The sequence below is a fragment of the Lactivibrio alcoholicus genome, assembly GCF_055390895.1.
The window spans coordinates 1,752,270-1,776,685 of the sequence record NZ_AP042471.1; the positions used below are offsets into that span (position 1 = coordinate 1,752,270).

At 65.7% G+C, this 24,416-nt stretch carries 24 protein-coding genes and 1 pseudogene; 18 read left to right on the forward strand and 7 right to left on the reverse strand.

Annotated features, from left to right (window positions below; translation table 11 throughout):
- The first annotated feature begins 78 nt into the window (after positions 1-78).
- The 10 genes from nikB (at position 79) to ACZ5IU_RS08140 (ending at position 11,062) form a co-directional block, all read left to right on the forward strand.
- Positions 79-1,005, forward strand: a complete 927-nt coding sequence (nikB, locus tag ACZ5IU_RS08095; protein WP_464421735.1) for a nickel ABC transporter permease — start codon at positions 79-81, stop codon at positions 1,003-1,005.
- Positions 1,002-1,883 carry an ABC transporter permease gene (locus tag ACZ5IU_RS08100; protein WP_464421737.1) on the forward strand — a complete coding sequence of 294 codons (882 nt, stop codon included), beginning with the start codon at positions 1,002-1,004 and terminating at the stop codon, positions 1,881-1,883. The genes nikB and ACZ5IU_RS08100 overlap by 4 nt, the downstream gene beginning before the upstream one ends.
- 16 nt (positions 1,884-1,899) lie before the next feature.
- On the forward strand, positions 1,900-2,907 hold the full coding sequence (locus ACZ5IU_RS08105) for an ABC transporter ATP-binding protein (RefSeq protein ID WP_464421739.1): 1,008 nt from the start codon (positions 1,900-1,902) through the stop codon (positions 2,905-2,907).
- Positions 2,900-3,850, forward strand: a complete 951-nt coding sequence (locus ACZ5IU_RS08110) for an ABC transporter ATP-binding protein (protein WP_464421741.1) — start codon at positions 2,900-2,902, stop codon at positions 3,848-3,850. The genes ACZ5IU_RS08105 and ACZ5IU_RS08110 overlap by 8 nt, the downstream gene beginning before the upstream one ends.
- Before the next feature lie 15 nt (positions 3,851-3,865).
- On the forward strand, positions 3,866-5,494 hold the full coding sequence (locus tag ACZ5IU_RS08115) for a gamma-glutamyltransferase family protein (RefSeq protein WP_464421743.1): 1,629 nt from the start codon (positions 3,866-3,868) through the stop codon (positions 5,492-5,494).
- A 155-nt stretch (positions 5,495-5,649) separates the two neighbouring features.
- Positions 5,650-6,762, forward strand: coding sequence for a dimethylarginine dimethylaminohydrolase family protein (locus tag ACZ5IU_RS08120; RefSeq protein WP_464421745.1), 1,113 nt, complete (start codon positions 5,650-5,652; stop codon positions 6,760-6,762).
- A gap of 129 nt (positions 6,763-6,891) precedes the next feature.
- Entirely contained in the window at positions 6,892-9,075 is a 2,184-nt protein-coding gene (locus ACZ5IU_RS08125) for a hypothetical protein (RefSeq protein ID WP_464421747.1), read from the forward strand.
- 183 nt (positions 9,076-9,258) lie between these two features.
- Positions 9,259-9,465 carry a hypothetical protein gene (locus ACZ5IU_RS08130; RefSeq protein WP_464421749.1) on the forward strand — a complete coding sequence of 69 codons (207 nt, stop codon included), beginning with the start codon at positions 9,259-9,261 and terminating at the stop codon, positions 9,463-9,465.
- A 252-nt stretch (positions 9,466-9,717) separates the two neighbouring features.
- A complete protein-coding gene (locus tag ACZ5IU_RS08135) occupies positions 9,718-10,035 on the forward strand; it encodes an AAA family ATPase (RefSeq protein WP_464421751.1) in 318 nt (105 codons plus the stop codon).
- 25 nt (positions 10,036-10,060) lie between these two features.
- Positions 10,061-11,062 carry a hypothetical protein gene (locus ACZ5IU_RS08140; RefSeq protein ID WP_464421753.1) on the forward strand — a complete coding sequence of 334 codons (1,002 nt, stop codon included), beginning with the start codon at positions 10,061-10,063 and terminating at the stop codon, positions 11,060-11,062.
- Here the strand turns inward: ACZ5IU_RS08140 and ACZ5IU_RS08145 are convergent.
- Positions 11,059-11,469 carry a putative toxin-antitoxin system toxin component, PIN family gene (locus ACZ5IU_RS08145; RefSeq protein WP_464421755.1) on the reverse strand — a complete coding sequence of 137 codons (411 nt, stop codon included), beginning with the start codon at positions 11,467-11,469 and terminating at the stop codon, positions 11,059-11,061. The genes ACZ5IU_RS08140 and ACZ5IU_RS08145 overlap by 4 nt on opposite strands.
- A gap of 2 nt (positions 11,470-11,471) precedes the next feature.
- The gene (locus tag ACZ5IU_RS08150; protein WP_464421757.1) at positions 11,472-11,756 is read right to left on the reverse strand and encodes a hypothetical protein; all 285 of its coding nucleotides are present in this window, start codon (positions 11,754-11,756) and stop codon (positions 11,472-11,474) included.
- Between the two features lie 143 nt (positions 11,757-11,899).
- Here ACZ5IU_RS08150 and ACZ5IU_RS08155 point away from each other — a divergent pair, with 143 nt between their 5' ends.
- A complete protein-coding gene (locus tag ACZ5IU_RS08155) occupies positions 11,900-12,649 on the forward strand; it encodes a uracil-DNA glycosylase (RefSeq protein ID WP_464421759.1) in 750 nt (249 codons plus the stop codon).
- 13 nt (positions 12,650-12,662) lie between these two features.
- On the opposite strand, the gene ACZ5IU_RS08160 is transcribed toward ACZ5IU_RS08155, so the two are convergent.
- From ACZ5IU_RS08160 to cuyA, 3 genes are read right to left on the reverse strand one after another with little or no spacing between them, the layout of a single operon-like run.
- A complete protein-coding gene (locus tag ACZ5IU_RS08160) occupies positions 12,663-13,676 on the reverse strand; it encodes an acetamidase/formamidase family protein (protein WP_464421761.1) in 1,014 nt (337 codons plus the stop codon).
- 40 nt (positions 13,677-13,716) lie between these two features.
- Complete coding sequence (locus tag ACZ5IU_RS08165; protein WP_464421763.1) at positions 13,717-14,640, reverse strand: YeiH family protein; 924 nt, start codon at positions 14,638-14,640, stop codon at positions 13,717-13,719.
- 7 nt (positions 14,641-14,647) lie between these two features.
- Positions 14,648-15,673, reverse strand: a complete 1,026-nt coding sequence (gene cuyA / locus ACZ5IU_RS08170; protein WP_464421765.1) for a D-cysteate sulfo-lyase — start codon at positions 15,671-15,673, stop codon at positions 14,648-14,650.
- A gap of 166 nt (positions 15,674-15,839) precedes the next feature.
- Here cuyA and ACZ5IU_RS08175 point away from each other — a divergent pair.
- The 6 genes and pseudogenes from ACZ5IU_RS08175 to ACZ5IU_RS08200 form a co-directional block, all read left to right on the forward strand.
- Positions 15,840-15,914: pseudogene (locus ACZ5IU_RS08175) on the forward strand (flavodoxin family protein); the annotation flags it as partial.
- Between the two features lie 280 nt (positions 15,915-16,194).
- Positions 16,195-17,232, forward strand: coding sequence for an ABC transporter substrate-binding protein (locus ACZ5IU_RS08180; protein WP_464421767.1), 1,038 nt, complete (start codon positions 16,195-16,197; stop codon positions 17,230-17,232).
- 19 nt (positions 17,233-17,251) lie between these two features.
- Positions 17,252-18,430 (forward strand): STAS domain-containing protein, encoded by a 1,179-nt coding sequence (locus ACZ5IU_RS08185; protein WP_464416162.1) that lies wholly within the window; start codon positions 17,252-17,254, stop codon positions 18,428-18,430.
- The gene (locus ACZ5IU_RS08190; protein WP_464416163.1) at positions 18,427-19,359 is read left to right on the forward strand and encodes an ABC transporter permease; all 933 of its coding nucleotides are present in this window, start codon (positions 18,427-18,429) and stop codon (positions 19,357-19,359) included. Before ACZ5IU_RS08185 ends, ACZ5IU_RS08190 begins: the two co-directional genes overlap by 4 nt.
- Positions 19,352-20,164, forward strand: coding sequence for an ABC transporter ATP-binding protein (locus ACZ5IU_RS08195; protein ID WP_464416164.1), 813 nt, complete (start codon positions 19,352-19,354; stop codon positions 20,162-20,164). Before ACZ5IU_RS08190 ends, ACZ5IU_RS08195 begins: the two co-directional genes overlap by 8 nt.
- A 119-nt stretch (positions 20,165-20,283) precedes the next feature.
- Positions 20,284-20,907 (forward strand): flavodoxin family protein, encoded by a 624-nt coding sequence (locus tag ACZ5IU_RS08200; protein ID WP_464416165.1) that lies wholly within the window; start codon positions 20,284-20,286, stop codon positions 20,905-20,907.
- Here the strand turns inward: ACZ5IU_RS08200 and ACZ5IU_RS08205 are convergent.
- A complete protein-coding gene (locus ACZ5IU_RS08205) occupies positions 20,897-21,772 on the reverse strand; it encodes a helix-turn-helix domain-containing protein (RefSeq protein ID WP_464416166.1) in 876 nt (291 codons plus the stop codon). The genes ACZ5IU_RS08200 and ACZ5IU_RS08205 overlap by 11 nt on opposite strands.
- Before the next feature lie 108 nt (positions 21,773-21,880).
- Here ACZ5IU_RS08205 and ACZ5IU_RS08210 point away from each other — a divergent pair, with 108 nt between their 5' ends.
- Positions 21,881-23,275 carry a tryptophanase gene (locus ACZ5IU_RS08210; protein WP_464416167.1) on the forward strand — a complete coding sequence of 465 codons (1,395 nt, stop codon included), beginning with the start codon at positions 21,881-21,883 and terminating at the stop codon, positions 23,273-23,275.
- A 78-nt stretch (positions 23,276-23,353) separates the two neighbouring features.
- Here the strand turns inward: ACZ5IU_RS08210 and ACZ5IU_RS08215 are convergent, their stop codons facing one another.
- Positions 23,354-24,256 carry a MurR/RpiR family transcriptional regulator gene (locus ACZ5IU_RS08215; protein WP_464416168.1) on the reverse strand — a complete coding sequence of 301 codons (903 nt, stop codon included), beginning with the start codon at positions 24,254-24,256 and terminating at the stop codon, positions 23,354-23,356.
- Positions 24,257-24,416 lie beyond the last annotated feature (160 nt).

The following is a 24,416-nucleotide window of genomic DNA, read 5'->3' on the forward strand; positions in this document are numbered from 1 at the left end:
CGGGGCGGTCTTCCGGGACGGGGGCCGCCCCGCACGCAGCAGCCATTCGGAGTCCCACGGAGGAGGAAGTCTCGCACAATGATCCGGTACATCCTGAAGCGGATAGCGCTCCTGATCCCGATCCTGCTCGGAGTGTCCATCCTGATATTCGGCGTCATCCGCCTCGCTCCCGGCGATCCCGCGGAAGTGATGCTCGGGCCGACGGCCGAGCGGGAAGACATCGAACTGCTCCGCGAAAAGCTCGGGCTGAACAGGCCTATCGTCGTCCAGTACGGCATCTTCCTGAAAAACGCCCTTCAGGGGGATCTCGGGCGTTCGATCAAGACGAACAATCCCGTGACGGAAGAGCTGCTCCAGCGCTTCCCGGCGACGATCACGCTCGCGTTCAGCAGCATCGTCCTCGCGCTTCTCGTCGGCTTCCCGCTCGGAATGATCGCGGCTCTGAAACAGAACACCGTCTGGGACGCGCTCAGCAGCTTCCTCGCGCTCGCGGGGTTCTCGATTCCCAACTTCTGGGCGGGGCTCATGCTCATGCTGCTCTTCTCGATCGTCGTGCCGATTCTTCCGTCGTCGGGCTACGGGAGCTGGAAGCATATGGTGCTTCCGACCGTCGTCCTCGCGATCCAGACGATGGCGGTCATCGCGCGGATGACGCGGTCGAGCGTGCTCGAAATCATCCGGCAGGATTACGTCCGCACCGCGCGCGCCAAAGGGATCGCGAACAAGCTCGTGCTCTTCCGGCACATCGTCCGCAACGCGCTGATTCCGGTCGTCACGATCGCCGGGCTCTACTTCGGCCATTCGCTCGGCGGCGTCGTCATCACCGAGACGATCTTCTCGATCCCCGGCATCGGACGCCTCCTGGTCGACGCGATCCGCTCGCAGGACTACCCCGTCGTTCAGGGCGGCATCCTCGTCTTCGCGCTCTGCGTCGGCGTCGTGAACCTCGTCGTCGACGTCCTCTACGCGTTCCTCGATCCGCGCATCAAGGCGCAGTATAGGTGATCGCCGTGAACGAACGGACCGTCATCCGCGACAAGAAGCGCAGCCAGCTCGGCGAAGTGTGGAGACGCCTGCGGCGCAACAAGGCGGCACTGCTCGGCATGAGCGTGATCGTGCTGCTTTTCGTCGTCGCCGTTTTCGCTCCATTGCTCGCTCCCTACGACCCGAACAGGATCGACATGAAGATCCGCCTGCAGGCGTCGTCGTCGGCGCATCCGCTCGGAACCGACAACTTCGGCCGCGACATCCTGAGCCGCATCATCTGGGGCAGCCGCATCTCGCTCTACGTGGGATTCGTCGCCGTCGGAATCGGAGCCGTGTTCGGGGGCATCCTTGGAGCGATCGGAGGTTTCTACGGCAAGCGGATCGACAACGTCATCATGCGCCTGATGGACGTCCTTCTCGCCGTACCGCAGATCATTCTCGCGATCGCGATCGTCGGCGTGCTCGGCACGAGCCTCACGAACCTCATGGTCGCCGTGGGAATCAGCCAGGTTCCCCGCTACGCGCGGCTCGTCCGCGCGTCGGCGATGTCGCTCCGGGGGCAGGAATTCGTCGAAGCCGCGCGCGCGATCGGCGCGTCGGACGTCCGGATCATCCTCGAGAACATCCTTCCGAACTGCATGGCGCCGATCATCGTCCAGAGCACGCTCGGCGTCGCCGCAGCCATCCTGTCCGCCGCCAGCCTGAGCTTCCTCGGGCTCGGCATCCAGCCTCCGACACCCGAATGGGGATCGATGCTTTCGGCCGGACGGCAATTCCTGCGGAGCGCGCCGCACCTCTCGATCTATCCCGGGCTCGCGATCGCCATCGTCGTTCTGGCGCTCAACGTCTTCGGCGACGGGTTGCGCGATTCCCTCGACCCGAAACTGCGCCAGTAGAAAGGGCGGATCGGCCATGAATACGCCACTGCTTCAGGTGAGAAATCTCAGCGTCGTCTACCGGACATTCGAAGGCGTCCTGCGCGCCGTCAACGGCATCGACCTCGACCTCGAGGCAGGCAGGACGCTCGGGCTCGTCGGGGAGAGCGGCGCCGGAAAGACAACGACCGCGCTCTCCGTCATGCGCCTCGTCCCGACGCCTCCGGGAGAGATCGTCAGCGGCTCGGCGACGTTCGAGGGGCGCGACCTCATGACGCTCCCCGAGCGCGAGATGATGCGCATCCGCGGCAACCGGATCTCGATGATCTTCCAGGATCCGATGACGTCGCTCAACCCCGTTCTCCCCGTCGGGCTCCAGATCTCCGAGGCGCTCGAGGCCCATCAGAAGCTCGGGAAGGCGGAGGCCGCACGAAAGGCGGGGCAGATGCTCGAAAAGGTGCAGATCCCGGCGCAGCGCCTCCAGGAATATCCGCACGAGTTTTCGGGCGGAATGCGGCAGCGCGTCGTCATCGCGATGGCGCTCGCCTGCAATCCGCGCCTCATCATCGCCGACGAACCCACGACCGCGCTGGACGTGACGATCCAGATCCAGGTGCTCGAACTCATGAAGGAGCTCCGGAACGAGTTCGGCACCTCGATGATCATGATCACGCACGACCTCGGCGTCGTCGGCGAGGTCTGCGACCGCGTCGCCGTCATGTACGCGGGCGAGATCGTGGAGGACGGCGACATCGCGCAGATCTTCGACCAGCCGATGCACCCCTATACGGTCGGTCTGTTCAAGTGCATCCCGAACATCGAGGAGCCGGCGTCGACGATCCATCCGATCCGCGGGATGATGCCCGATCCGCTCGTCCCGATGCCCGGCTGCTGCTTCGAGCCACGGTGCCCCGAGGCGACGGCGCGGTGCGCGACCGAGCGTCCCGGGGGCGCGCTCGTCGACGGCCGGAGGATCCGCTGCCATCTCTACGCGGACGGGAAACGCGCGTTCGCGCACGGAAGGGAGACCGTGTCCCATGCCTGATCCGATTCTCTCGGTCCGCGACCTCACGAAGCACTTTCCGATGCGCCACGGCGTCGTCCATGCCGTCGACGGCGTCAGCTTCGACATCGGCGAGGGAGAGACGCTCGGCCTCGTCGGGGAATCGGGGTGCGGCAAGTCCACGACAGGACGCCTCGTGATCCGTCTCATCGAGCCGACGTCGGGCTCCGTCTGCTTCCGCGGGCGCGACATCGAGGGCGCGTCGAAGCGGGAACTGCGCGATCTCACGAAGGAGATGCAGATCATTTTCCAGGATCCGTACTCCTCGATCGACCCGAGGAAGAGCATCGGCGAGACGATCGGAAAGCCGCTCGAAATCCACGGCGTCGGATCGAAGCGCGAGCGGGAGGAGGCCGTCGACCGCCTGATGGAGCAGGTCGGCCTGAGCCCGCGGATGTACAACAAATATCCCCACGAGCTCGACGGGGGGCGTCGGCAGCGCGTCGGCATCGCGCGGGCGCTCGCGCTGAATCCTGGATTCATCGTCTGCGACGAGCCGGTGTCGGCGCTCGACGTCTCGATCCAGGCGCAGATCCTGAACCTTCTCATGGAGCTCCAGGAGGGCAGGAAGCTCACGTACCTGTTCGTCTCGCACGACCTGTCCGTCGTGAAGCACATCAGCACGCGGATAGCCGTGATGTACCTCGGCAGGATCGTCGAAATCGCGCCGAGCCTCGAACTCTTCGAGCGGGCACTGCACCCCTACACGCAGGCGCTGCTTTCGGCCGTCCTGATCCCCAAGCTCAACCGCCGGCGGGAGCGCGTCATCCTGACCGGCGGCGTCCCGAGTCCGATAAATCCGCCCCCGGGGTGCCGGTTCCACACGCGCTGCCGCCTCAGGGAGGACATATGTTCGCGGCAAGAGCCGGAACTCGTCGATGTCGGCGGCGGCCATCAGGTCGCCTGCCATATGATCACACGCTAAGGGAGGTTCCGTGACATGACCGTACATTTCGACCCGCACTACTACCCGTACCCGTCCCGCAGGAACATGACGTATGCCGCGCGCGGAATGGTCTGCGCGTCGCACCCGTCGGCCGCCCAGGCCGGACTGGAGGTCCTGAAAAAGGGCGGCAACGCCGTCGACGCGATCGTCGCGACCGCGGCGGCACTGACCGTCGTCGAGCCCACCGGAAACGGCATCGGCAGCGACGCGTTCGCCCTTCTCTGGAAGGACGGACGGCTGCGGGGCTTCAACTCTAGCGGCCCGATTCCGAAGGCGCTCTCGATGGACGTCGCCGAATCGAAGGGCTGGACGGCGCCTTCGGCGGGAGGCAAGCTGCCGATGCTCGGATGGGCGCCGGTGACCGTGCCAGGCGCCCCGAAGGCGTGGGCCGAGCTGACGCGGACGCACGGGCGGTTGACGCTCGCGGAGAATCTCGCCCCGGCAATCGCGCTCGCGCGCGATGGGCACGCCGTCTCGGTCACGATCGCGCACCACTGGGAACTCGCGCGGCGCAAGTACGCGGCCCTTCAGGGCGACGAGTTTCGCGCGTGGTTCGACACGTTCGCGCCCCTCGGCCGCGCGCCGCGCGCGGGCGAGATCTGGAAATCCGAAGCGCACGCCAGGACGCTCGAACGGATCGCGGAAACGGACGCGCGCTCCTTCTACGAGGGCGACATCGCCGGGAGAATCGTCGCCGCGGCGCGAAAGACCGGCGGCTACATCTCGCCCGAAGACCTCGCGGCGTTCGCGCCCGAATGGGTCGAACCGATCGGCGTGAACTACAGGGGATACGACGTCTGGGAGATTCCGCCCAACGGACAGGGAATCGTCGCGCTCATCGCCCTCTCGATCCTCCGCGGCTTCGACTTCCCGTCGCACGACGACCCCGTCACGATCCACCGGCAGATCGAGGCGATCAAGATGGGCTTCGCCGACGCGCACCGCTACGTCGCGGACCAGCGCTTCCACGACGTCCCGGTCGCGGAGCTTCTCGCGGATGCCTACGCGGATCAGAGGCGCGCGCAGCTCGGAGAGCGCGCCGAGGACAGGAAGGCCGGAGACCCGATGCACGGAGGCACGGTCTACCTCTGCGCGGCCGACCGCGACGGAACGATGATATCGTACATCCAGAGCAACTACATGGGCTTCGGTTCGGGCGTAGTCGTCCCCGATACCGGAATCGCGCTCAACAACAGGGGCTACTGCTTCTCGCTCGACCCCGGACATCCGAACGTCCTCGAGCCGGGCAAACGCCCCTACAACACGATCATTCCGTCCTTCCTCACGAAGGACGGCGTCCCCGTCGGACCGTTCGGCGTCATGGGCGGCTTCATGCAACCCCAGGGGCACGTCCAAGTCGTCATGAACACGGTCGACTTCGAGATGAACCCGCAGCAGGCGCTCGACGCGCCGCGCTGGCAGTGGATGGGCGGCATGAACGTATCGGTCGAGCCGGGGTTCTCCCCGGCCGTCGCGCAGAGCCTGAGCCGCATGGGACACGCGGTGAAGTTCGAGCTCGATTCGTATGCCTTCGGTCGCGGAGAGATCATCTGGAAGATGCCCGAAGGATCGCTCGCGGGCGCGACCGAGTCGCGGACCGACGGCTGCGTCGCCGTCTGGTGAGGCGATGACGGGCGGCTGAATGGACACCCCCATTCCCGAAGTGGTACAGTAAAAAAACGATACGGCGGGTTCATTGAAAATCGGGTTCGGCTTTCCGCCGTCTCCGTTTTGATGAACCCGCCGATTCTTCATTCGGGGAAGGTTGCGGTTTCGGCATGAAATTCGTTCGTATCGTCCTGCCTGCTATTCTCGTATTCGGATGCGTTCCCCTTTTCGCGCTCTCCGCCCCGGCCGCGGAACCGCCCGTCTACGTCGACTGCGAATACGGCGACCTCAGGGATGTCATCGTGGGGCTGCCCTACGGCATGTCGCCGTCGCGCGACGCCCCGTGGTTCGAGGACGCGATGAAGGTCCTCCCCGCCGACGAGGCCGAGTACGCCCGAAAGACGGCCGGGATGCTCTGGACGGAGATGATCGACCCGAAGACCGGAAAGAGCGAGACGGAACTTCTCGAAGAGGAAAACCGCGCGTTCATCGCGATCCTGCAGTCGCTCGGCGTTACGGTGCGACGGCCCGGGAGGATAACGCCGGAATTCATCCGCGAACACTACGGCGCGGGAATCCTCGCGAACGGCTTCAGTCAGGACTTCCCGAGGGACAACCTCGCCGTGATCGGAAACACCGTCATCGAACTCAACCTGCGGACGCCGTTGCGCAAGGCGGACATCTCCGGCTTCCGGAAGATCCTCGCTGAAAAGTGCGCGGACGGAACCGTGAAACGGTTCTCGATGCCCCACACGGAACCGCTCAAGTCCGCCGATCCCGACGCGCCGCTCCTCGAGGGCGGCGACGTCATCGTTCTCGGAAAGACGATTCTCGTAGGAAACACGCGGAATCCGAGCGTCGGGTCGAACGAGGCGGGACATCGCTGGCTGAAAAGCGTCCTCGGCGACGGCTACGACGTCGTCCGCGTCCCGCTCGCCGAGAGCGTTCTGCACCTCGACTGCGCGCTCTCCGTCCCCCGCGACGGGCTTGCGATCGTCTGCGAGGACGCCTTCGTCGACGGCCTGCCCAAACAGCTCGCCGGCTGGGACCTCATCAAAGTCAGCCTCGAAGACGTCCGGCGGCTCGCCGTCAACGGCGTCCCCGTCGACTCGAAGACCTACATCCTGTCGTACAACGACCACGGCGACAACGAATACATCCGGACCGAACTCGAAAAGCGGGGAATCCGGGTCCATCGCGTCTTCTTCGGAACGCACAACGGACAGGGCGGCTCGCTCCGCTGCGCGACGCAGCCGCTGATCCGGAGGGCGGCCGCCCGTTGAAAAGGCGGGCGCGCCGTACCGCAAACGTCCGATCCGGTTGTCCCCGAACGGTAATCCGTCCTACGCCCCGGAAAACTGACAGGGGGTAGAATATACAAAAATACGACACAACGAAGGGGGATGCAGACGATGACACGAAAATGGCGATGGATCGCACCGGCGTCGCTCATGTTGCTCCTGTGTACGGCGTCGCTCGGATGGGGTGCCATGGGGGACATCGAAAATCTTGCGTTCCAGGGCTTTGCGGGCGATGTCCTTGGACCCGGAGAAAGCGCCGCGCCCGACGGAAGGCCCGACGCGACCTTCTCGCTGAGTCTCCGGGGCGTCGGGGCCGTATCGGGGTTCTCCCTCAAGTCGGAGAACGGCAAGTCGGCGTGGGATACGGTCGCGGGCAACGGCGTCGCCGGAATCCTCGTGAAGGACGGCAGCGGAAACGTCCTCGCCGGGAGCGACGGCAGGATGGCGCACACACCCCTCCTCCTCGGAATGGGAATCACCCTGACCGTCCCCGACGACGGCTCCATCGCCCGGGGCGGCAAATTCACGGTCACGGCGCGCTTCATCGACGATTCCGAGGCCCACGCGACGATCTCGGTCCCGCCCACGAAGCTTCAGCGTCCTTCCGAAACCGTGCGCATCGTGTCGGCCCAATGGACGGGCAGGAAGTCGCTTGATCTCACGGGGCCCGGCGACCGGATGCAGGGCGACGGCGCAGCGGACGACGGCATCCGGCTCGTCCTCAGGGGAGCGGGAACGCTCACGAGGGTCACCGTTCGGGGCGCCGAAGGCCAATCGGCGGTCTGGGACACGGACCCGCGCGTCCAGGCGGGGCGCATCGCGGTGACGTATGCCGACAAGACACTCAATAACCGTGACGGAAGCATCGAAACGCAGGTCCGCGGGCAGACCGTCCTCGACCTCTTGCTGACCGACAGGGACGGCGCTCTGGCGAAGGGCGGAAAATTCGCGGTGATCGCGACCTTTGCGGACGGCTCGCGGACACAGGCCGAGTTCGCTCCCCAGGCGGCCGGAGACGGATCGTCCTCGGCGTCCGTGCGGATTCTGTCGGCCCGATGGGCGGATGCGAAAACCCGCGACCTCACTGGACGCGGCGAACGTCTGCGCGGCGACGGAACGCCCGACGAGAACGTCCGCGTCATGACGCAGGGAACGGGAACGCTGACCGGCGTCACCGTCCAGGGCGTCGAAGGCGAACGCGCGGCCTGGGACACCGTCCCCGGAAACAACACGTCGCTCGTCGCGGTCACGAAGGACGGCGTCACGCTCAACCGTCCCGACGGAAGCATCTCCGCGCCGCTGCGCGACAGAACGGTCCTCGAACTCTGGATGACCGACACAGGCGTCATCGAAAAGGGAGAATCCCGGCTCGAAGTCCGACTCTTCCTCGCCGACGGGTCCGTTGCGTCCCGCGTGATCGACCGGGGCGGGCCGCAGGCTCCGGGCGACCGGGAGGAATTTGTCGGATCCGCCGTCCTCACGGGACCGTCGGACAGGGACCTCGTCGGAAAGGGTGAAAGACGGACCGGCAACGGAACGAAGGACTGGAAGATCGACCTGAAGGTCGGCAACCGCGGCACGATCACCGCCGTTACGGTGGATACGATCGCCGGGCCCGCGGGCGTGTGGGACACTCTCGCCGGAAACGGCCGCCGGCTCGTCGGCGTGACCGACTCGAGCGGCGCGCTCCTGAACCGCGAGGACGGAACGGTGATGATCCCGATTCAGAGGCCGACGGAACTCCAGCTCTGGATGGAGGACTACGACGTCCTCGCCGACGAGGGAACCCGCGCGCGCGTGACGCTGGCCTACGACGACGGGCGGACCCTTTCCCGCGAAGTCGTCCGGCGCATCGAGACGCCGGAGCCGACCCCGACGGTTGCGAAACCCACGCCGGGCGCGGGCGGACGCGAGATCCTGTTCTCGAACCCGCGGCGGGCGTCCAGCAGCGACTATGTCGGGACGAGCGAAAAGCTCGGAAAGAACAAGAAGGCCGACTGGCTCTTCGACTGCGAGATCCGCGGCGAAGGACGGATCGAGGCGATCGTCGCCGAAGCCGTCGGAACGCCGGGCGTCTGGGACACGATCCCCGGAAACGGCAACTGGGCCCTGGGCGTCGTATCGCCGGGCAAGGGGCTGATAAACCGGCGGGACGGCTCCGTCTCGTTCTACGCGTCGCAATACCCGAAGATCCAGCTCTTCTTCGAGGACGACGGCACCATGCGGCAGGGCGCGTCGCACTTCAAGATCACCGTGACGTGGAGCGACGGAACGAAGACGAGCGCCGAAAGCTAGAGCGGACGACGAAGGGACGAAGGGGAAAAATCCCCCTTCGTCCCTTTTTTTGATCTACCGGCCGTCCCGACGCATCACAACGATACTCCGGGGTCTGAACGCGCGCCGTCGTCCGGGATCGCCGAACTCGAAGAGAAGTTCTCCGCGGCCGATTTCGGGATGATCCGCTCGAAGATCAGACTCGTGCCAGATGCGGACAGTCCCTTCCTCGAGCTCGACGACATGGGGAACCGTCACGAATACGGCCTGAGCGGGAGCGTCGCGCCGGTCGATATGGGGGGAAGCGCGCGCAGCTCGGCGTCGGCGACTCCGGGTATTACGACTGAGACGACTGACGGAGAAGCGGTCGGGACCGATCGCCGGCAACGGGCTTTCGGGGCTGCGCGGTAGCTGCGCCTGCGGCGGCTTTCCAGGAAAAACGGAGCGGACGGTTCCCCGAGCCCCGAATCCCCGCCGCAACATCCGGTTCCCGGTTGGCTCCAAAATATACTCGCAAATAACACATCACGATGCCATAATTGCAGACATGATTGACCGAAGAATCTCCCGAACGCTTGTCCGACGCCTGAACGAAGCGCCCGCAGTCGTCCTTCTCGGCCCGAGACAGGCCGGAAAGACGCGTCGTTCGACCCGCAAAGGGAGGTGTACCTCGACCTCGAATCCGAGCGGGATCTCGCGAAGCTCTCCGAGCCGGAGCTGTATCTCTCCTCGCATCTCGACAGGCTCGTGATTCTCGACGAATTCCCCCGTGCCCCCGCGCTCTTTCCCGTCCTTCGCGGCCTGATCGACAGCGCGCGGAGGGAGGGGAGGCGCGAAGGGCTGTACCTTCTTCTCGGATCGGCGTCCCTCGATCTGCTCCGGCAGGCGAGGGAGACGCTCGCGGGACGTGTTTCTTTTCTCGAACTCGATCCCTTCGACGTGTCGGAAGTCGCCGCTTCCGCGGCCTCGCGGCGCTCCTGATCCGGGAAGGGGGATGAACCCAAAGATGACCTGGTTTGAAGAATTGACAGGGTTTCTGGAAACATCGGCCGACGACGTTCGCGCGAAGCTCGTCCTCGACGGCGAGACGCTGAGCTCCAGCGTGAACGGCCGGTCGTTTTTCTGCGGGCGGCTGGAGACGCCGTCCCTCGGGGAGCTTCGCGAACGGGTCGCCCGGATCGCTCCGGAGCCGGGGAGGCTCTCGGTGCGGGAGGTGCTCGCGGACGTCCGGGAGCTTCACGCGGATCCGTCGAATGCGGGGGCGCTGTTTCAGGTCGCCTCGCAGTTCAACCTTCTCGAGATGGCGAACTCCGATGTGACGCCCGAACGCGGCGTCGGGATCTACGAGCACGACCATACGCAGGGGCCGGCGTGCGCCGTCGCCGCGGGCGCAGGGACGATCTACCGGAACTATTTCGCGCCCGTGCGCGGCCGCGCGGGGCAGACGGCGGACAATCAGATCGACTGCCTCGCGGACCTGGGCGACGCGCTGGACAATTCGGGGGACCGGCTCTGGACGATGCGCAACGGGTACGCGCTGGCGACGCGCGACGGGCTTTCCGAAATCTCCCGGGCGCTCGGGGCGATGTCCTCCGGGGAGCGCGAGCGTCTGAAGGGACTGCTGCGGATCGGCCTTCAGCGGAACACGCAGGTGACGATCCGCGGCGGACGCCATACCGTGACGCAGGCCTACTGCTCGGCGCTTCCGGTCAACTACGGCGAGCATCCTGCGGAGTGCTGGGAGGCCTTCGCGCGCCTGGTGCTCGAGGCGACCTACGAGGCGACGATGTGCGCCGCGGTGCTGAACGCCTCCGAGACCGGGAACGCCCGCGTCTTTCTGACGCTCGTCGGCGGCGGCGTCTTCGGGAACCGCTCCGAATGGATCACGGAGAGCTGCGAGCGCGCGCTGCGGCTCTGCGAGGACCGCGATCTCGACGTCGCGATCGTCAGCTATCACGTTTCAAATCCGGACGTTACGCGGCTCGTCGGGCGGTTTTCCCGCTCCTAGGGCGCCCGGAGGTTCAGCAGCGCGAGCATCTCCGCCGGTGAGAGGACGCGGAGGCCCGGGATATCCCAAAAAAGCCGCCCGTTGCCGGTGACGACGGGGCAATGGGCGGCGAGGGCGCACCCGATGAAAGGGATGTCGCCGGGGTCGCGGATCGGCAGATCCGCGGGCAGGGGCGTCGCGACGACGATCTGTGCGAGTGCGGCGAGGTCGTCGACCAATGCGTCGACGACCTTCGGGGACAGACCGAATTTCGGGCGTTTCAGGACGGTCCGGTATTCGGTCAGGATGCGGCAATCCGCCACGAGGCCGATCAACCCCGTCTGAAAGGCGTTCAGCACGAGCGCAGGGCCTCGCGCCGGACGAAGGATCGCCGAGACGACCACGTTCGTGTCGAGGACAGTGTCCATTGTCAGGAGGAGGTCGCCTCGGAACGCGCCGCGTCGATTCCCGCGTTGATTTCCTCGTCGGAGAGCGCCACCGCGCCGCTTCGTACGGCATCGGCCCGAAGCGTCTCCAGCGCGATCCCGAAGCGGGCGCGCCTCCACGCCTGTTCGGCGAGCAGCGGGTCGTCTCCGTCTTCGAGAGGGAAGCAGATCGCCCGCGGCTTGCCGTTCTGCGTCACGATCGTTCCCTCTTCCGCGAGCAAGACTGCGGGATTTGCCCGGACATCTCTGGTCGCGACGAATTGCATCACACATCACCCCTCGTTTTGTCCCTCGTTATGACCTTCATAGTATATCACGCACTGCGCAACCGGCGCTTGATGCGAAGGCCCTGCGTGCGCCATAATTTCCGTGTGTGCGCTCCGTACTCTGATGTTTTCCGGAGGTTTTCGCTGTGACATGCCGTCATGAAGAGATGAACCGGATCCGCGAATCCGTCGCGGGCTGCGCCGCGTGCGCGCTTGCCGAGTCGCGGACGTTCGCGGTTCCGGGGGAGGGGAGCCTCTCGCCGACGTTCGTTCTCGTCGGCGAGGCTCCGGGAAAGGACGAGGACGCGTGCGGCCGTCCGTTCGTCGGGAGATGCGGCAAGGTTTTGCGAACCGCGCTCGAGGCCTGTTCGGTCGATCCCGGAGACGTCTTCATCTGCAATGCGGTCAAGTGCCGCCCGTCGAGACCGGACAATCCCATGAAGGACCGTCCGCCCGAGATCGATGAGATGCGCCCCTGCTCGGGGTTTCTGAAGCGGCAGCTTCTGTGCCTCGCCGGGGACGGAAGCGGACGAACGCGCCGGACCGTTCCGGTGCTCGCGGTCGGACGGACGGCGCTCCGGTGGTTCGTGGAGTTCGCCGCGCCGGAAGACGACGAGAGGGCGCGTTTTCCGCGGACGGAGTCGGGCTGGAAGCTGCTGTCGGTGACGTCGCTCGTCGAGGCGTCCGCCGGGGGCGCCCCGAACGTCTTCCGGATGGAGGGAGACGGCGGAACGCCCGTCCGGTTCGAGGTGTACCCGATCTGGCATCCGGGGTACGTCCTCAACGGCGGCGGCGGTCGCGTCACGCGCGGAGTCTTCGCGGAGACGATGCGCGCGATCGTCGGAAGAATGCTCGCCGGGAGGACGCTCGCTGAGAAGACGCTCGCCGGAGAGTAGCCCCGCGCCGTGCTTACGTCCGGCGGAAGATCTCCTTCGGGATCATTCCGTGGATGCCCTTGTTCCCGTCGACGACCTGCGTGACGCGGAAGTCGACCGCGAGGCTGCACAGGGCGTAGGCATCCGTGCGCGTCAGTCCCTTCGCGGACATGAGGAAGGCGATCGCGTCGCCAATGGCGATCTTCATGGCCTCGTCGAGGTCGGCGTGGAAGCCCATCACGATCCAGTGCGTCGGCGTCTCGGCCATCGGGCGCTCGAGCGTCATGTCCCTGCGGACGACGAATTCGAGTTCGACCTCCTCGAAGTACGTCTCGCACGCGAGGCAGGAGACCTCGCCGTCGCCCTGGAGCCCGTGGGCGTCGGCGGCCATGAAGAGCGCGCCCTCGACGTTCACGGGGACGAAGAGCGAGCTTCCCTCGACGAGTTCCTTGTTGTCCATGTTTCCCGCGAAGTAGTCGGGGATCGCGGGCTGACGGACTTCGCCGGGCTTCGGGGCGACCGCCATCGCGCCGAGGAAGGGGCGGAGCGTCAGCGTGATTCCGGGCGCGAAGTCGACGCTCTTTTTGTCCGGCGAGTAGCGGAGCGTCCGGAAGAAGCCCGGCCCCATCCCCTCGGGGAGGCCGCCCAAGCCTATGGCGTCCGGGTAGACGTAGGTGACGCCGAAATCGCCCGGGACGATCCGCCTGATCCGGACTTCGAGGACGTCGCCGGGGCGCGCGCCCCGGACGAAGAAGGGGCCCGTGAAGGCGTAGGTCCCGCCGCCCTTCGCCTTGATCGCGCCGCGGATCGCGAGGACGTCGTCGATCGTCATGTCCGCGTCGAGTTTGCCCTCGAAGAGCATCCGCGTGTTGCAAACGACCGTGTCTCCGTCGTCGATCTCGAGCGCGGGCGGAATGTCGCTCCGGATCATGCCGTTGTAGGCCTGTTCCCTGCCGATCCGGAAGACGTGCGTCGCCGCCTCCGACCGCCGCCCCGACAGCAGGACGACGAGAAGCGCAGCGAGCGCGGTTGCGATGAATCCTGTCATGGCGCGTTCCCCCTTCCGTATTGGTGTGTCTCTTCCGGCGTCATCCGATGGTCGCGAGGAAATACCCCGTGAGGATCGAGACGGCCCAGAGCGCCGCTCCGAAGAGCATTCCGCCGACGCCCGCCTTTGTGACGACCGAGCGGTGCAGGCCGAGCCCGACCATGCAGAGGGCCGCGGCCATGAAGACCTTCCCGGACGACGCGAGGAAGCGGAAGAGCGCCGGAAAGGGGAGCGCCGACGCGGTTATCGACGCGAGAAGAAAGAGCACGATGAAGAGCGGGATCGAGAGCTTGCCGCCGCCCCCCTGTCGCAGCGAGACCGCGAAGACGATCGGCGTGATCCAGAGGGTCCGCGTCAGCTTCATGATCGTCGCCGTCGAGAGGGACGCGTCGCCGAGGACCGCCGCCGCGCCGACGACGGAACTCGTGTCGTGGATGCTCAGCGCGCACCAGACGCCGTACTGCTCCGGCGTCAGCGCGAACGCGCCCGCGAGAACCGGAAAGGCGAAGAGCGCGACCGTGTTCAGCAGGAAGACGACGCCCATCGAGACGCCGATGTCCTCGTCGTCCGCCTTCATCGCGGACGAGACCGCCGCGATGGCGCTTCCCCCGCAGATCGACGTCCCGACCGTGATGAGCTTCATGGTCGCGGGGCGCAGCCGGACGAACCGCATCAGGATATACCCGAGCGACAGGATGACCGCGAGGCTCACGGCCGTCTGCCAGAACCCCTGCCCCCCGACCGCGATGACCTGCCGGATGTTGAGCCCGAACCCGAAGAGCACGACGGCCGTGTTCAGCGTGAGCTTCCGCGCCTTCCCGAGCCATGCCGGGACGGACGCGGGCGCGAGGTTGCCCGCGAGCGCGCCGAGAAGGAGCGCAGCCCCCACGGCCCACGTCTTCGTCGGCGGATAGAGCGAGAGCGCGACGGAGGCGCCGAGGGCGAGAACGAAGGGGAGGCGCACGCCGGACCTACCGCGCTTCCGCGTCCCGAAAGAGTTCCGGGTCGAAGTATTTCTGGTAGTGGAACAGCGCGGGGATGCCGCCCGTGTGGATGAAGAGGACGCGCTGTCCCTTGCCGCAGAGGCCGTGCGCGATCAGGTCGAGCATTCCCGCGAAGGCCTTTCCGGTGTAGACGGGGTCGAGAAGGACGGACTCCGTCCGCGCGAGAAGGAGGACGGCCTTCAGCATGGACTCCGACGGCAGCGAGTAACCTTCGCCGATGTACCCGTCGCGACAGTCGATGGATCCGGCCGGGAACGGTTCGCCGATCCCGAGGAAGCGGGCCGTGTCGGCCGCGAGCTTGTGCACCGCCGGGACCTGGACGGAGTTCGGCGCGCCGATGTTGATCCCCGTGAGCGGGATGTCCGCCCTGTTGGCCCACAGGCCGACCGCGAGGCCCGCGTGCGTTCCCGCGCTGCCGCTCGTCGTGAAGATCCGGTCGAAGGCGAGCCCCTTGTCGAACGCCTGCGACAGGATCTCTTCCGCGCAGGCGACGTAGCCGAGCGATCCGACTGGGGTCGATCCGCCGACGGGGATGACGTAGGGCGTCTTTCCCGCGGCGCGGAGCCGGTCGGCGACCTTCGCGGTCTCGGCGGTCGGGTCGGACGTCCCCGGAACGACCGTGATCGAGTCGACCCCCATGAGCTGAAAGAGGAAGTTATTGCCCGACGCGTGCGGGGAGTAGCTCCCCGGAACCTGTTCCGTGATGACGAGGTGGCACTCGAGGCCTTCCTTCTTCGCGGCGGCGAGGGTGAGGCGGCAGTGGTTCGACTGCACCGCGCCGCACGTGACGATCGCGTCCGCGCCCTTCGCGAGCGCGTCCGCCATGAGGAATTCGAGTTTTCGCGTCTTGTTGCCTCCGGGGAAGAATCCGAGGAGGTCGTCCCGCTTGATCCAGATCTCCGGCCCTCCGACCAGTCCGGAAAGCCTCGAAAGACGCTCCATCGGCGTCGCGCCTTCGGTGTACCGGCGGCGCGGAAAACGTGCGAGATTCATTTCGCGTCCATCTCCTTTCATGACGGCGCCCCGTCCGGGCAAGCCGCATCTATTCTACAATCGAAACGCGGCGAACGGGGCGGTCGCTCGGCCTGAGCGGCATGCGCTATGATAGTGTCCGACGGCGCATGGACGCCGCGATCGCTCCGGCGAGGGAGGGGGTCGAATGAAGGTTCTCGCGGTCAACGGAAGTCCGCGGAAGACGTGGAACACGGCGACGCTTCTCGCGAAGGTGCTCGAGGGCGCGGAGTCGGAAGGGGCGCGAACGGAGATGGTTCACCTCGGCGACCTGCGGTTTTCCGGGTGCGTGAGTTGTTTTGCGTGCAAACTCAGGGGCGGCGAAAGCTACGGCCGGTGCGCCGTCGGGACGACCTCCGGCCGGTTCTCGAGTCGGTCGGGGATGTCGACGCGCTCGTTCTCGGCTCGCCCGGCAGGCCGAGCTGCTGCGGGAGGATTCGTGAGCCGGGGAGTCCCGGAGTGTGCAATAATTACGAACAAATGGATATTGCGGAGGTATCGATGTGCTCACGACCCTGAAGCGTCTGCTTCCCGGAATGCTCCTGATCGCCGCCGCCGGCGCGGCGCTTCTCGTTTCCGATCTCCCGTCCCGCGTCGGGAAGAACGGTCCGGACGACGGCCGGAACGCGGCCGAAATTCGTTGCCGGAAGATATTCTTTCTCAACTACGTCGATTCGGCTCCGGCGGAGGAAACCCTCAATGGATTCCGCAGGGCGCTCCGTGACGCGGGGTGGACGGAGGGGAGAGAGTACGCTCTGTCCGTCGTCAACGCGCAGGGCGACATGCCGACGCTCTCGGCGATGATCGACAACGCCCTCGGCCGGAACGCGGATTTGATCGCGCTCACGTCCACGCCCGCGCTCCAGGCCGCGCTGAAGAAGGTGCGGACGATCCCCGTGATCTTCGGCGTCGTCGCGAACCCTGTCGCGGCGGGGGCAGGGACGAGCGACGCGAATCACCTTCCGAACGTGACGGGCGTCTCGTCGGCGTCGGCCTACGCGGAGGGAGTCGCCGCGCTTCTCGGCTGCGTCAGGGGAGCGAAGCGCGTCGGAACGCTCGTGAACCCGTCCGAAGTCAACTGCGTCTACAACCTCGGACGCGTCACGGAAGAACTCGCCGCGCGGGGCGTCGAGTGCGTCTCCGTTCCCGTATCGACTCCGGCCGAGATCTCCGACGGCATCCGGGCGCTGCTCGCGAAGCGGGTCGACGCGGTGCTCCAGGTCGTCGGGAATATCTTCATGTCGTCGTTCGCCCCGATCTCGAAGGCGTGCCTCGACGCGGGGGTTCCGCTCTTCGCGTTCGATACGAGCGCCGCGACGAACGGAGGCGCCGCCGTGACGGTGGCCCGGGACTATGCGGCCGGGGGTGAGGACATGGGGCGTCTCGCGATCCGCGTTCTCGGCGGCGAGAACCCTGCGGGAATCCCGTTCTCGCCCGTCAGCCGGACGGTCGTCACGATCAACGGGGCGAACGCCCGGCGATACGGGCTGGACATTCCGGAGTCGCTGCGGCGCTCGGCGCGGATGGTTCCGGGGCGATGACCGGAAGGGGCGCTCGGGAATGCGCATAGAACGGCGAGAGGAATCGACGGAGCTTCTCCTGGCGCTCGAAGGGCGGCTCGACGCGGGGAGCTGCCGCGCCCTCGAGGACGAGTTCGAGGAGGCGTTGCGGCGGGGGGCGTATCGCGTCGCGCTCGACATGGGCGGCGTGGATTTTCTGAGCTCGGCGGGCATCCGGAGCCTTCTGCGCTACAGGAAGGTTCTGGCATCGCTCGGCGGCGATCTCCGCATCCGGCGATCATCTGCATTCGTCAGGGAGATTCTGGGAATGGTGGGGATGGACGAACTCTTCGCCACTCTCGACCGTCCTTCGGCGACAGATCCGGAAGACGACGGCGAGCGGTATGTCCTGAACCCGGCCGGGGGCTTTCACGCCATGTTTCCAGCGCCGGGGAAACCGTTCGCGTGTGACGGGCGCTCGTGGGGGCTCGGAATCGGATCGTTCGGAGGGGAGGATGGCGTGGCTGGCGAGGTGATGATTGTCGCGGGATTCGCGATGCAGCTTCCTCCGGGCGACGGCGGGACACCGGATTTCATGGCCGCGTCGGGAGAGTTCGTCCCGTCGGTCAGATTTTCGTCGGGGTTCGTGTTCCACGGCGAATCGTCGATCTGCCTGCGGTTCTCCGAAGACCTTCCGGGTGTGCCGCTCTCGGCGCTTGTCGGGAGGGCGATCGGGGCGACCGGGGCCCGGATGGTCGCGATGGCGATCGTCGCGGAAACATCGGGGCTCGTCGGCGCGAGCCTGAATCTGCGCTCCACGGAAGGCGGTCTCGCGCGTGCGGGAAGCGCGCCGCCGGACGCGGACTTTTTTGCGTTCCCGGCCGTGCGAGAGCACTTGGCCTATTGGCCGGAGAAGCGGTACGACCGGCATCTGGCAGTCGTGGTCGGCGCGGCGGCGATCGGCCATTCCGGTGACCTCGCGCCGCAGTTTCGTTCCCTCGGGCCAGGCGACGACCTTCGGGGGCACTTCCACGCGGCGGTGTTCCCGTTCCGGGCGATCCCCAGGGGCCGGGTGGAGCTCCGTCCGCTGCTCGCGAAGATCTTCGACGCGCTCACGCCCGTCGGGATGCTTCACCTGTTGCACGACCGGCGTCCGATCTCCGGCGCGGGGGAGAGCGCGTTTCTGGGCGGCGCTCTCTGGGCCGGGCCGTTGACGGCGCCCGAAGGAGGCGACGCGTGAGTCTTCTCGCGGGAGCGCTCACGATGGGTTTCATCCTCGCGGTGATGGCCCTCGGAGTCTTCGTCACGTTCCGGATCTTCGGCTTCGCGGATCTCGGGACCGACGGCGTCCTGACACTCGGGGCCGCCGTGGCGGCCATCCTCATCGCCCGGGGAGCGTCCCCCGTCGTCGCGACGCTCGCGGCGGCCGGAGCCGGAATGCTGGCCGGATGCACGACCGGAGTGCTTCACACGCGCCTTCGGGTCAACAGCCTTCTGTCGGGGATCCTCGTCATGACCGGGCTCTACTCTGTCAACCTTCGGATCATGGGCGGGAGCAACGTTCCCCTGTCGCGGACGGCGACGCTCGCCGACATGGCGGGGACGGTGATCCGGAAGCTGACGGGCCTCGAAACGGTCCGCATGGGAGCCTGGAGCGTTCTGACGGGGGATCTCGCGGCCCTCGCGGGCGCGGCGGCCGTCGCGTGTCTTCTCGCCCTGGCGCTCCGCGTCTTCCTGGCGACGGACTTCGGCGTCGCGCTCCGGGCGTCGGGGGACAACGCACAGTCGGCGCTCGCGCAGGGTGTGAGCGCACCCGACATGCTTCTCATCAGCCTCGCGGTTTCGGGGGGATTCTCGGCTCTTTCCGGCGCGCTTCTCGCGCAGTACCAGGGGTTCGCTGACGTCCAGATGGGTGTCGGAACGCTCGTTCTCGGGCTCGCGAGCGTCATCATCGGACAGGCGCTCGTGCGCACGCGCGCGCTCGGCGTCGCGATCGCCGGGACGGTCATGGGGTCGGTCCTGTTCCGGTTGCTCGTCTCGATCGCGCTCCGATGGGGGCTCGATCCGAACGACCTCAAACTCGTCACGGCGGCATTCGTTCTCGCGACGCTCGTTCTTCCGGACCTGGCTGCGCGTTTCGGAAAGGGAAAGGGAGTCGGACGTGCTTGACGTCAGGGGAATCGTCAAAACCTTCCATCCCGGAACGGAAAACGAGGTTCGCGCGTTGCGCGGAGTCGACCTTCTCGTCGGCGACGGGACATTCGTGGTGGTCATCGGAACGAACGGGTCGGGAAAGTCCACGCTCCAGAATGCTGTGTCGGGGAGCGTCATCGTCGATCGGGGGACGATCCTGCTCGCCGGGCGGAACATCACGCGATGGCCGGAGCACAGACGTGCGGCGCTCGTCGGGCGCGTCTTTCAGAACCCGTTCAGCGGCACGGCGCCCCACATGACGGTTGGAGAGAACCTCGCGCTGGCCTCGCGGCGGGGATTGCGGCGCACGCTGCGCCCGAACGAATCGATCCGGTCGCGCGAGGAGCTCGCCGAACGCGTCAGGACACTTGGAATGGGGCTCGAGAATCGCCTCGACGACGAAATCGGCTCGCTTTCCGGAGGACAGCGGCAGGCTCTGACGCTGCTGATGGCGACGGTACGCCGTCCCGAACTGCTGCTGCTCGACGAACACACCGCCGCACTCGACCCGCGTGCGGCGGAGATGATCATTCGCGTCACCGACGGCCTCGTGCGTGCCGGAAACCTCACGACGCTGATGGTCACCCACTCGATGCAGCAGGCCGTGAGCCTCGGGGACCGGCTCGTCATGATGCACGGGGGGCGCGTCGTCGCGGACATTTCAGGCGACGCGAAGAAGCGCCTGAGACCGGGAGATCTTCTCGATCGCTTCGATGCGATCAGGCGCCGGGAGCAGATCGATCAGTCGGTGGCGGAAATGCTCCGGGAAACGTACGTGTAGGTGTCGCAACGGATACGCAAGAGAAGCCATCTGGCAATCGGCGTTCTGTGGCAGCCTTCGGATATCGGGATCGGACCGCAGACAAAACCTGCGGGCCGCCACAACGGGGAGGTCGTACGATGAAGGTTCTTCTGATCAACGGAAGTCCGCACGCTGCGGGCTGCACGTTCACGGCGCTCGGCGAGGTCGCGTCGCAGCTCGGGAAACACGGGATCGAAACACGAATCCTCCATATCGGCAATAAACCGGTCCAGGACTGCACCGCATGCGGCGCGTGCGCGAAGTCGGGATACTGTGTCTTCAAAGGCGATTCGGTGAACGAGTGCATCGACCTGCTCAAAGATTCGGACGGGCTCGTCGTGGGTTCTCCGGTCTATTTCGCGGGGCCATCGGGGCAGATCACGTCGTTTCTCGACCGGATGTTCTTCATGAAGTCGGGCGCTTACGCGAACAAGCCCGCGGCGGCGGTCGTGAGCTGCCGCAGGGGAGGGGCGAGCGCGTCGTTCGACCGGCTGAATAAATACTTCACGATCGCGCGGATGCCCGTCGTGTCGTCTCAATACTGGAACAGCGTCCACGGCAACACGCCCGACGAGGTCCGGCAGGACCTCGAGGGGGTGCAGACGATGCGCACGCTCGGCGACAATATGGCGTGGATGCTCGCGTCCATCGCGGCCGGACGTTCCGCCGGAGTTCCGCTTCCCGTGCCGGAGAAGCGCCTGCAGACGAACTTCATCCGGTAGGGGATCCGGCGCGGGGGGATTCGCCGGACCGGACGCAGCGGGCGAAGGTTCCCGGCGTCATGCCGGTGATCTGCCGGAAGATGCGCGTGAAGTGGCTCTGGTCGGCGAACCCCAGCTCGGCGGCCGTCGCCGTGGCGTTCCAGCCGCGGCGCAGGAGGTCCTGCGCGCGGCGCACGCGCCCCTGAAGCTGATAGGCGTGCGGCGGCAGTCCGTAGGCGCTCCGGAAGGCCCTCACGAGTCGGAAGGGATTGCACCCCGCGGTGGCGGCGAGTTCGGGCAGGTTCACGTCTTCGGAGACGCGCTCGTCGAGGTAGGCGCGGACGCGCTCCATCGTCGCGCGCGAGACGCGGTCCGGCGGCGGCGCGTCCCGGATTGCGTGGCGGCGGACGAACCCGGTGAGAATTTCGAGGAGGCGTTCCTGGCGTTCGAGCGTCGTCCCGCGGTCGAGATCGAGCATCCGGTGAAGCGTCAGGATGGCGAACGAAAGCGGCGGGTCGGCGATCGTACCCTGTGGCAGCGACGGAAGGCCGCGTGAGCCGGGAATGACCCGGGAGGCCGCGTCGGTGAGAAGGTCCGGGTCGACGTAGAACATCCGGTAGCTCCACCCCGAGCGGTCGACGCCGTGCCCCGTGTGCGCCTCGCCGGGGAAGACGATGGCGACGTTTCCGGCGGGTGCGATGCCCCGGACGCCGTGAAGGCGCATCGTCAGTCCGCCGCGTTCGATCACCCCGAACGCGAACGTCTCGTGCGTGTGCCACGAGTAGGACTGCGTCGCGTAGTCGGCGGCCAGAAGCTCCACGCCCGGCAGATCGCGACAGCGCCAGTACCGGACCCGTTCTCTGCGTCCCGACGTCCCCTCCGTCACGGATTCGCCCCCTCTTTCCGCGTCAAAATTGTACAAGCTCGCGGAACATATCAAGTATATCCTTGTCGTCGGAAAAGTGACACCAACGAGAAGAGGGGGAGTTCGGTCATGGTACAGCGCATTCAGCCGGAACCGTTCCGTATCAAGATGGTGGAACCGCTGCAGATTCCCGACGCGGCGCAGCGGGAGAAGGCGCTCGAAGCAGCCCATTTCAACATGTTCGGTCTCCGCTCGCGGGACGTCTATATCGACCTGCTCACGGACTCGGGCACGGGCGCGATGAGCAAGAACCAGTGGGCCGCACTCATGAGGGGCGACGAGGCCTATGCGGGCGCGGACAGCTTCTACGCGCTCAGGGACTCCGTGAAGGACGTCCTCGGCTTCGACTACGTCATCCCCACCCACCAGGGGCGCGCGGCCGAAAACGTCGTCTTCGGAACGCTCGTGAAGAAGGGGCAGCACATCCTCTTCAACATGCCCTTCGACACGACGAGGGCGCACGTCTTCGCGAACGGCGCGATCCCCGTCGACTGCGTCGTCGACCAGGCGTTCGATCCGGCGTTCGAAGCGCCGTTCAAGGGGAACATGGACATCGCCAAGCTCGAGGCCGCCATCGCGAAGTACGGCGCGGACGGCATTCCGCTCATCATGACGACGGTCACGAACAACTCCGGCGGCGGCCAGCCCGTCAGCCTCGAAAACCTCCGCGCGACGTCGGCCGTCGCGAAGAAGCACGGAATCCCGTTCTTCCTCGACGCGGCCCGGATGGCCGAAAACGCGTGGTTCATCAAGATTCGCGAGGAGGCCTGCAAGAACATGTCGCTCGCGGAGATCCTGAAGGCGACGATGGACACGGCGGACGCGATCTCCGTCTCCTGCAAGAAGGACCCGCTCGTCAACATCGGCGGCATGATCTGCTGCCGGACGCAGGAGATGTACCACACGCTGCTGCCGCGCCTGATCGTCTTCGAGGGATTCGCCACCTACGGCGGCCTCGCGGGACGCGATCTCGAAGGGCTCGCGCAGGGGCTTCGCGAGATGACCGACGAACAGTACATGTCGCACCGCGTTGCGCAGGTGAAGTACCTCGGCGACCTGCTCGCCGAGGGCGGCGTCCCCTTCGTGAAGCCTGCGGGCGGACACGCGATCTTCCTCGACGCGGCGGCCTTTCTGCCGCACATTCCGCAGAAGTTCTACCCGGCGGACGTCCTCGGCATCGAGATCTACCGCGAGGGAGCGATCCGCGGCATCGGCCTCGGCGCGCTCGCGTTCGAGACGCACGACGAGGCGACCGGCGAGACGATCATGCCGAAGCTCGAACTGTACCGCATCGCGATCAACCGCCGGTCCTACACGAACTGCCAGATGGAATACGTAGCGCAGACCATCGTCGACGTCTACAAGCGCCGCGAGAGCATCCGCTACGGCCTTCGGATCTCCTACGCGCCGCCCGTCCCGGGAATCCACCACTTCCTGGCGCACCTCGAACCGTTCGCGGTGTAACGGCAGACGAAAAGAGCGGGAGAGAGCCCAAAGCCTCTCCCGCTCTTTTCGTCTCAAAATCGCTCCGGAAGGCAGACTCTACATCGAAATGTCGTATTCGACCAGCAGTCTCCCCAGTTTATCGATCTTCCTCCGCGCGGAATCGATCTTTTTCATTCCCATCATGGCGACGAGCGCGTCGCAGATTGTCACGAACGAGACCGAACTGTAATGCGTCGTATTCTGCGGAGCCGGGAGCAGCACCGTCGCCAGCGACGCCGCGACGCTCGAAAGACTGTTCGTAATCAGGACGGTGGGGATTCCGTTTTCATGGGCGTATCGGACGCATCCGATCGTTCGCTTCGTATAGTGGGGGCTTCCGGCCATCAGTGCGATCAAGACGTCTTCTTGTTCCATGTCCATCATGACATCGAGCATGGTGTCGGAGCCCGTGGCGTCGACCATGAAGACATCGGGAAGAAATTGCTGCAGCAGGGCGTGAAGATAGAGCGCAACGCCCCGGGTCGATCGGAGTCCGATGATATAAATCCTCCTCGAACGCGTCAGAAGCGCCGCCGATTTCGCGAATTGTTCCTTGAGATGCGGAGTCAGCATGCCCCTGAGGTTCTGGATGTTTTCTTCGATCACCATTTCCAGGATGTTGTCTTCCGGTATTCCCAGGAATGTATCCCTCAATCTGTCCAAGGGAGGGATGGAGTTTTGACAGAGAACCTCCTGGAGTCGTTCCTTCAGTGCGACATACGAATCGAACTTGAGACTGGCAGCGGTTCTGAGAACCGTTGCGGTGCTCGATCCCGAAGCCTTGGCCATCTCTTCCGCCTTCAGGAACGCCGCCTTCTGGAAGTTGTTGAGAATGAATTCACAGACGACCTGTTGCTGCTGGGGCAGGTATTTTTTCGCGGTTCTGAGATACTGCAATATCCCTCCGGCGAATTTCTCCGGGGCAACATTTTCCGGCACCTTTCTGCTGTAGTTCCCCATTGTCCAATCCCCTCTCCGAACACAAACACCTTGTTTGTATGCAATTCAAAAATATAGTTATCTGTTTCACTAATTTGACACGTGGCAGCTCAATGGCTACACTCAAAAATGACATTCAAAAATCGCATTTATTTTATTTTTGACTTCTGCGAATATCATA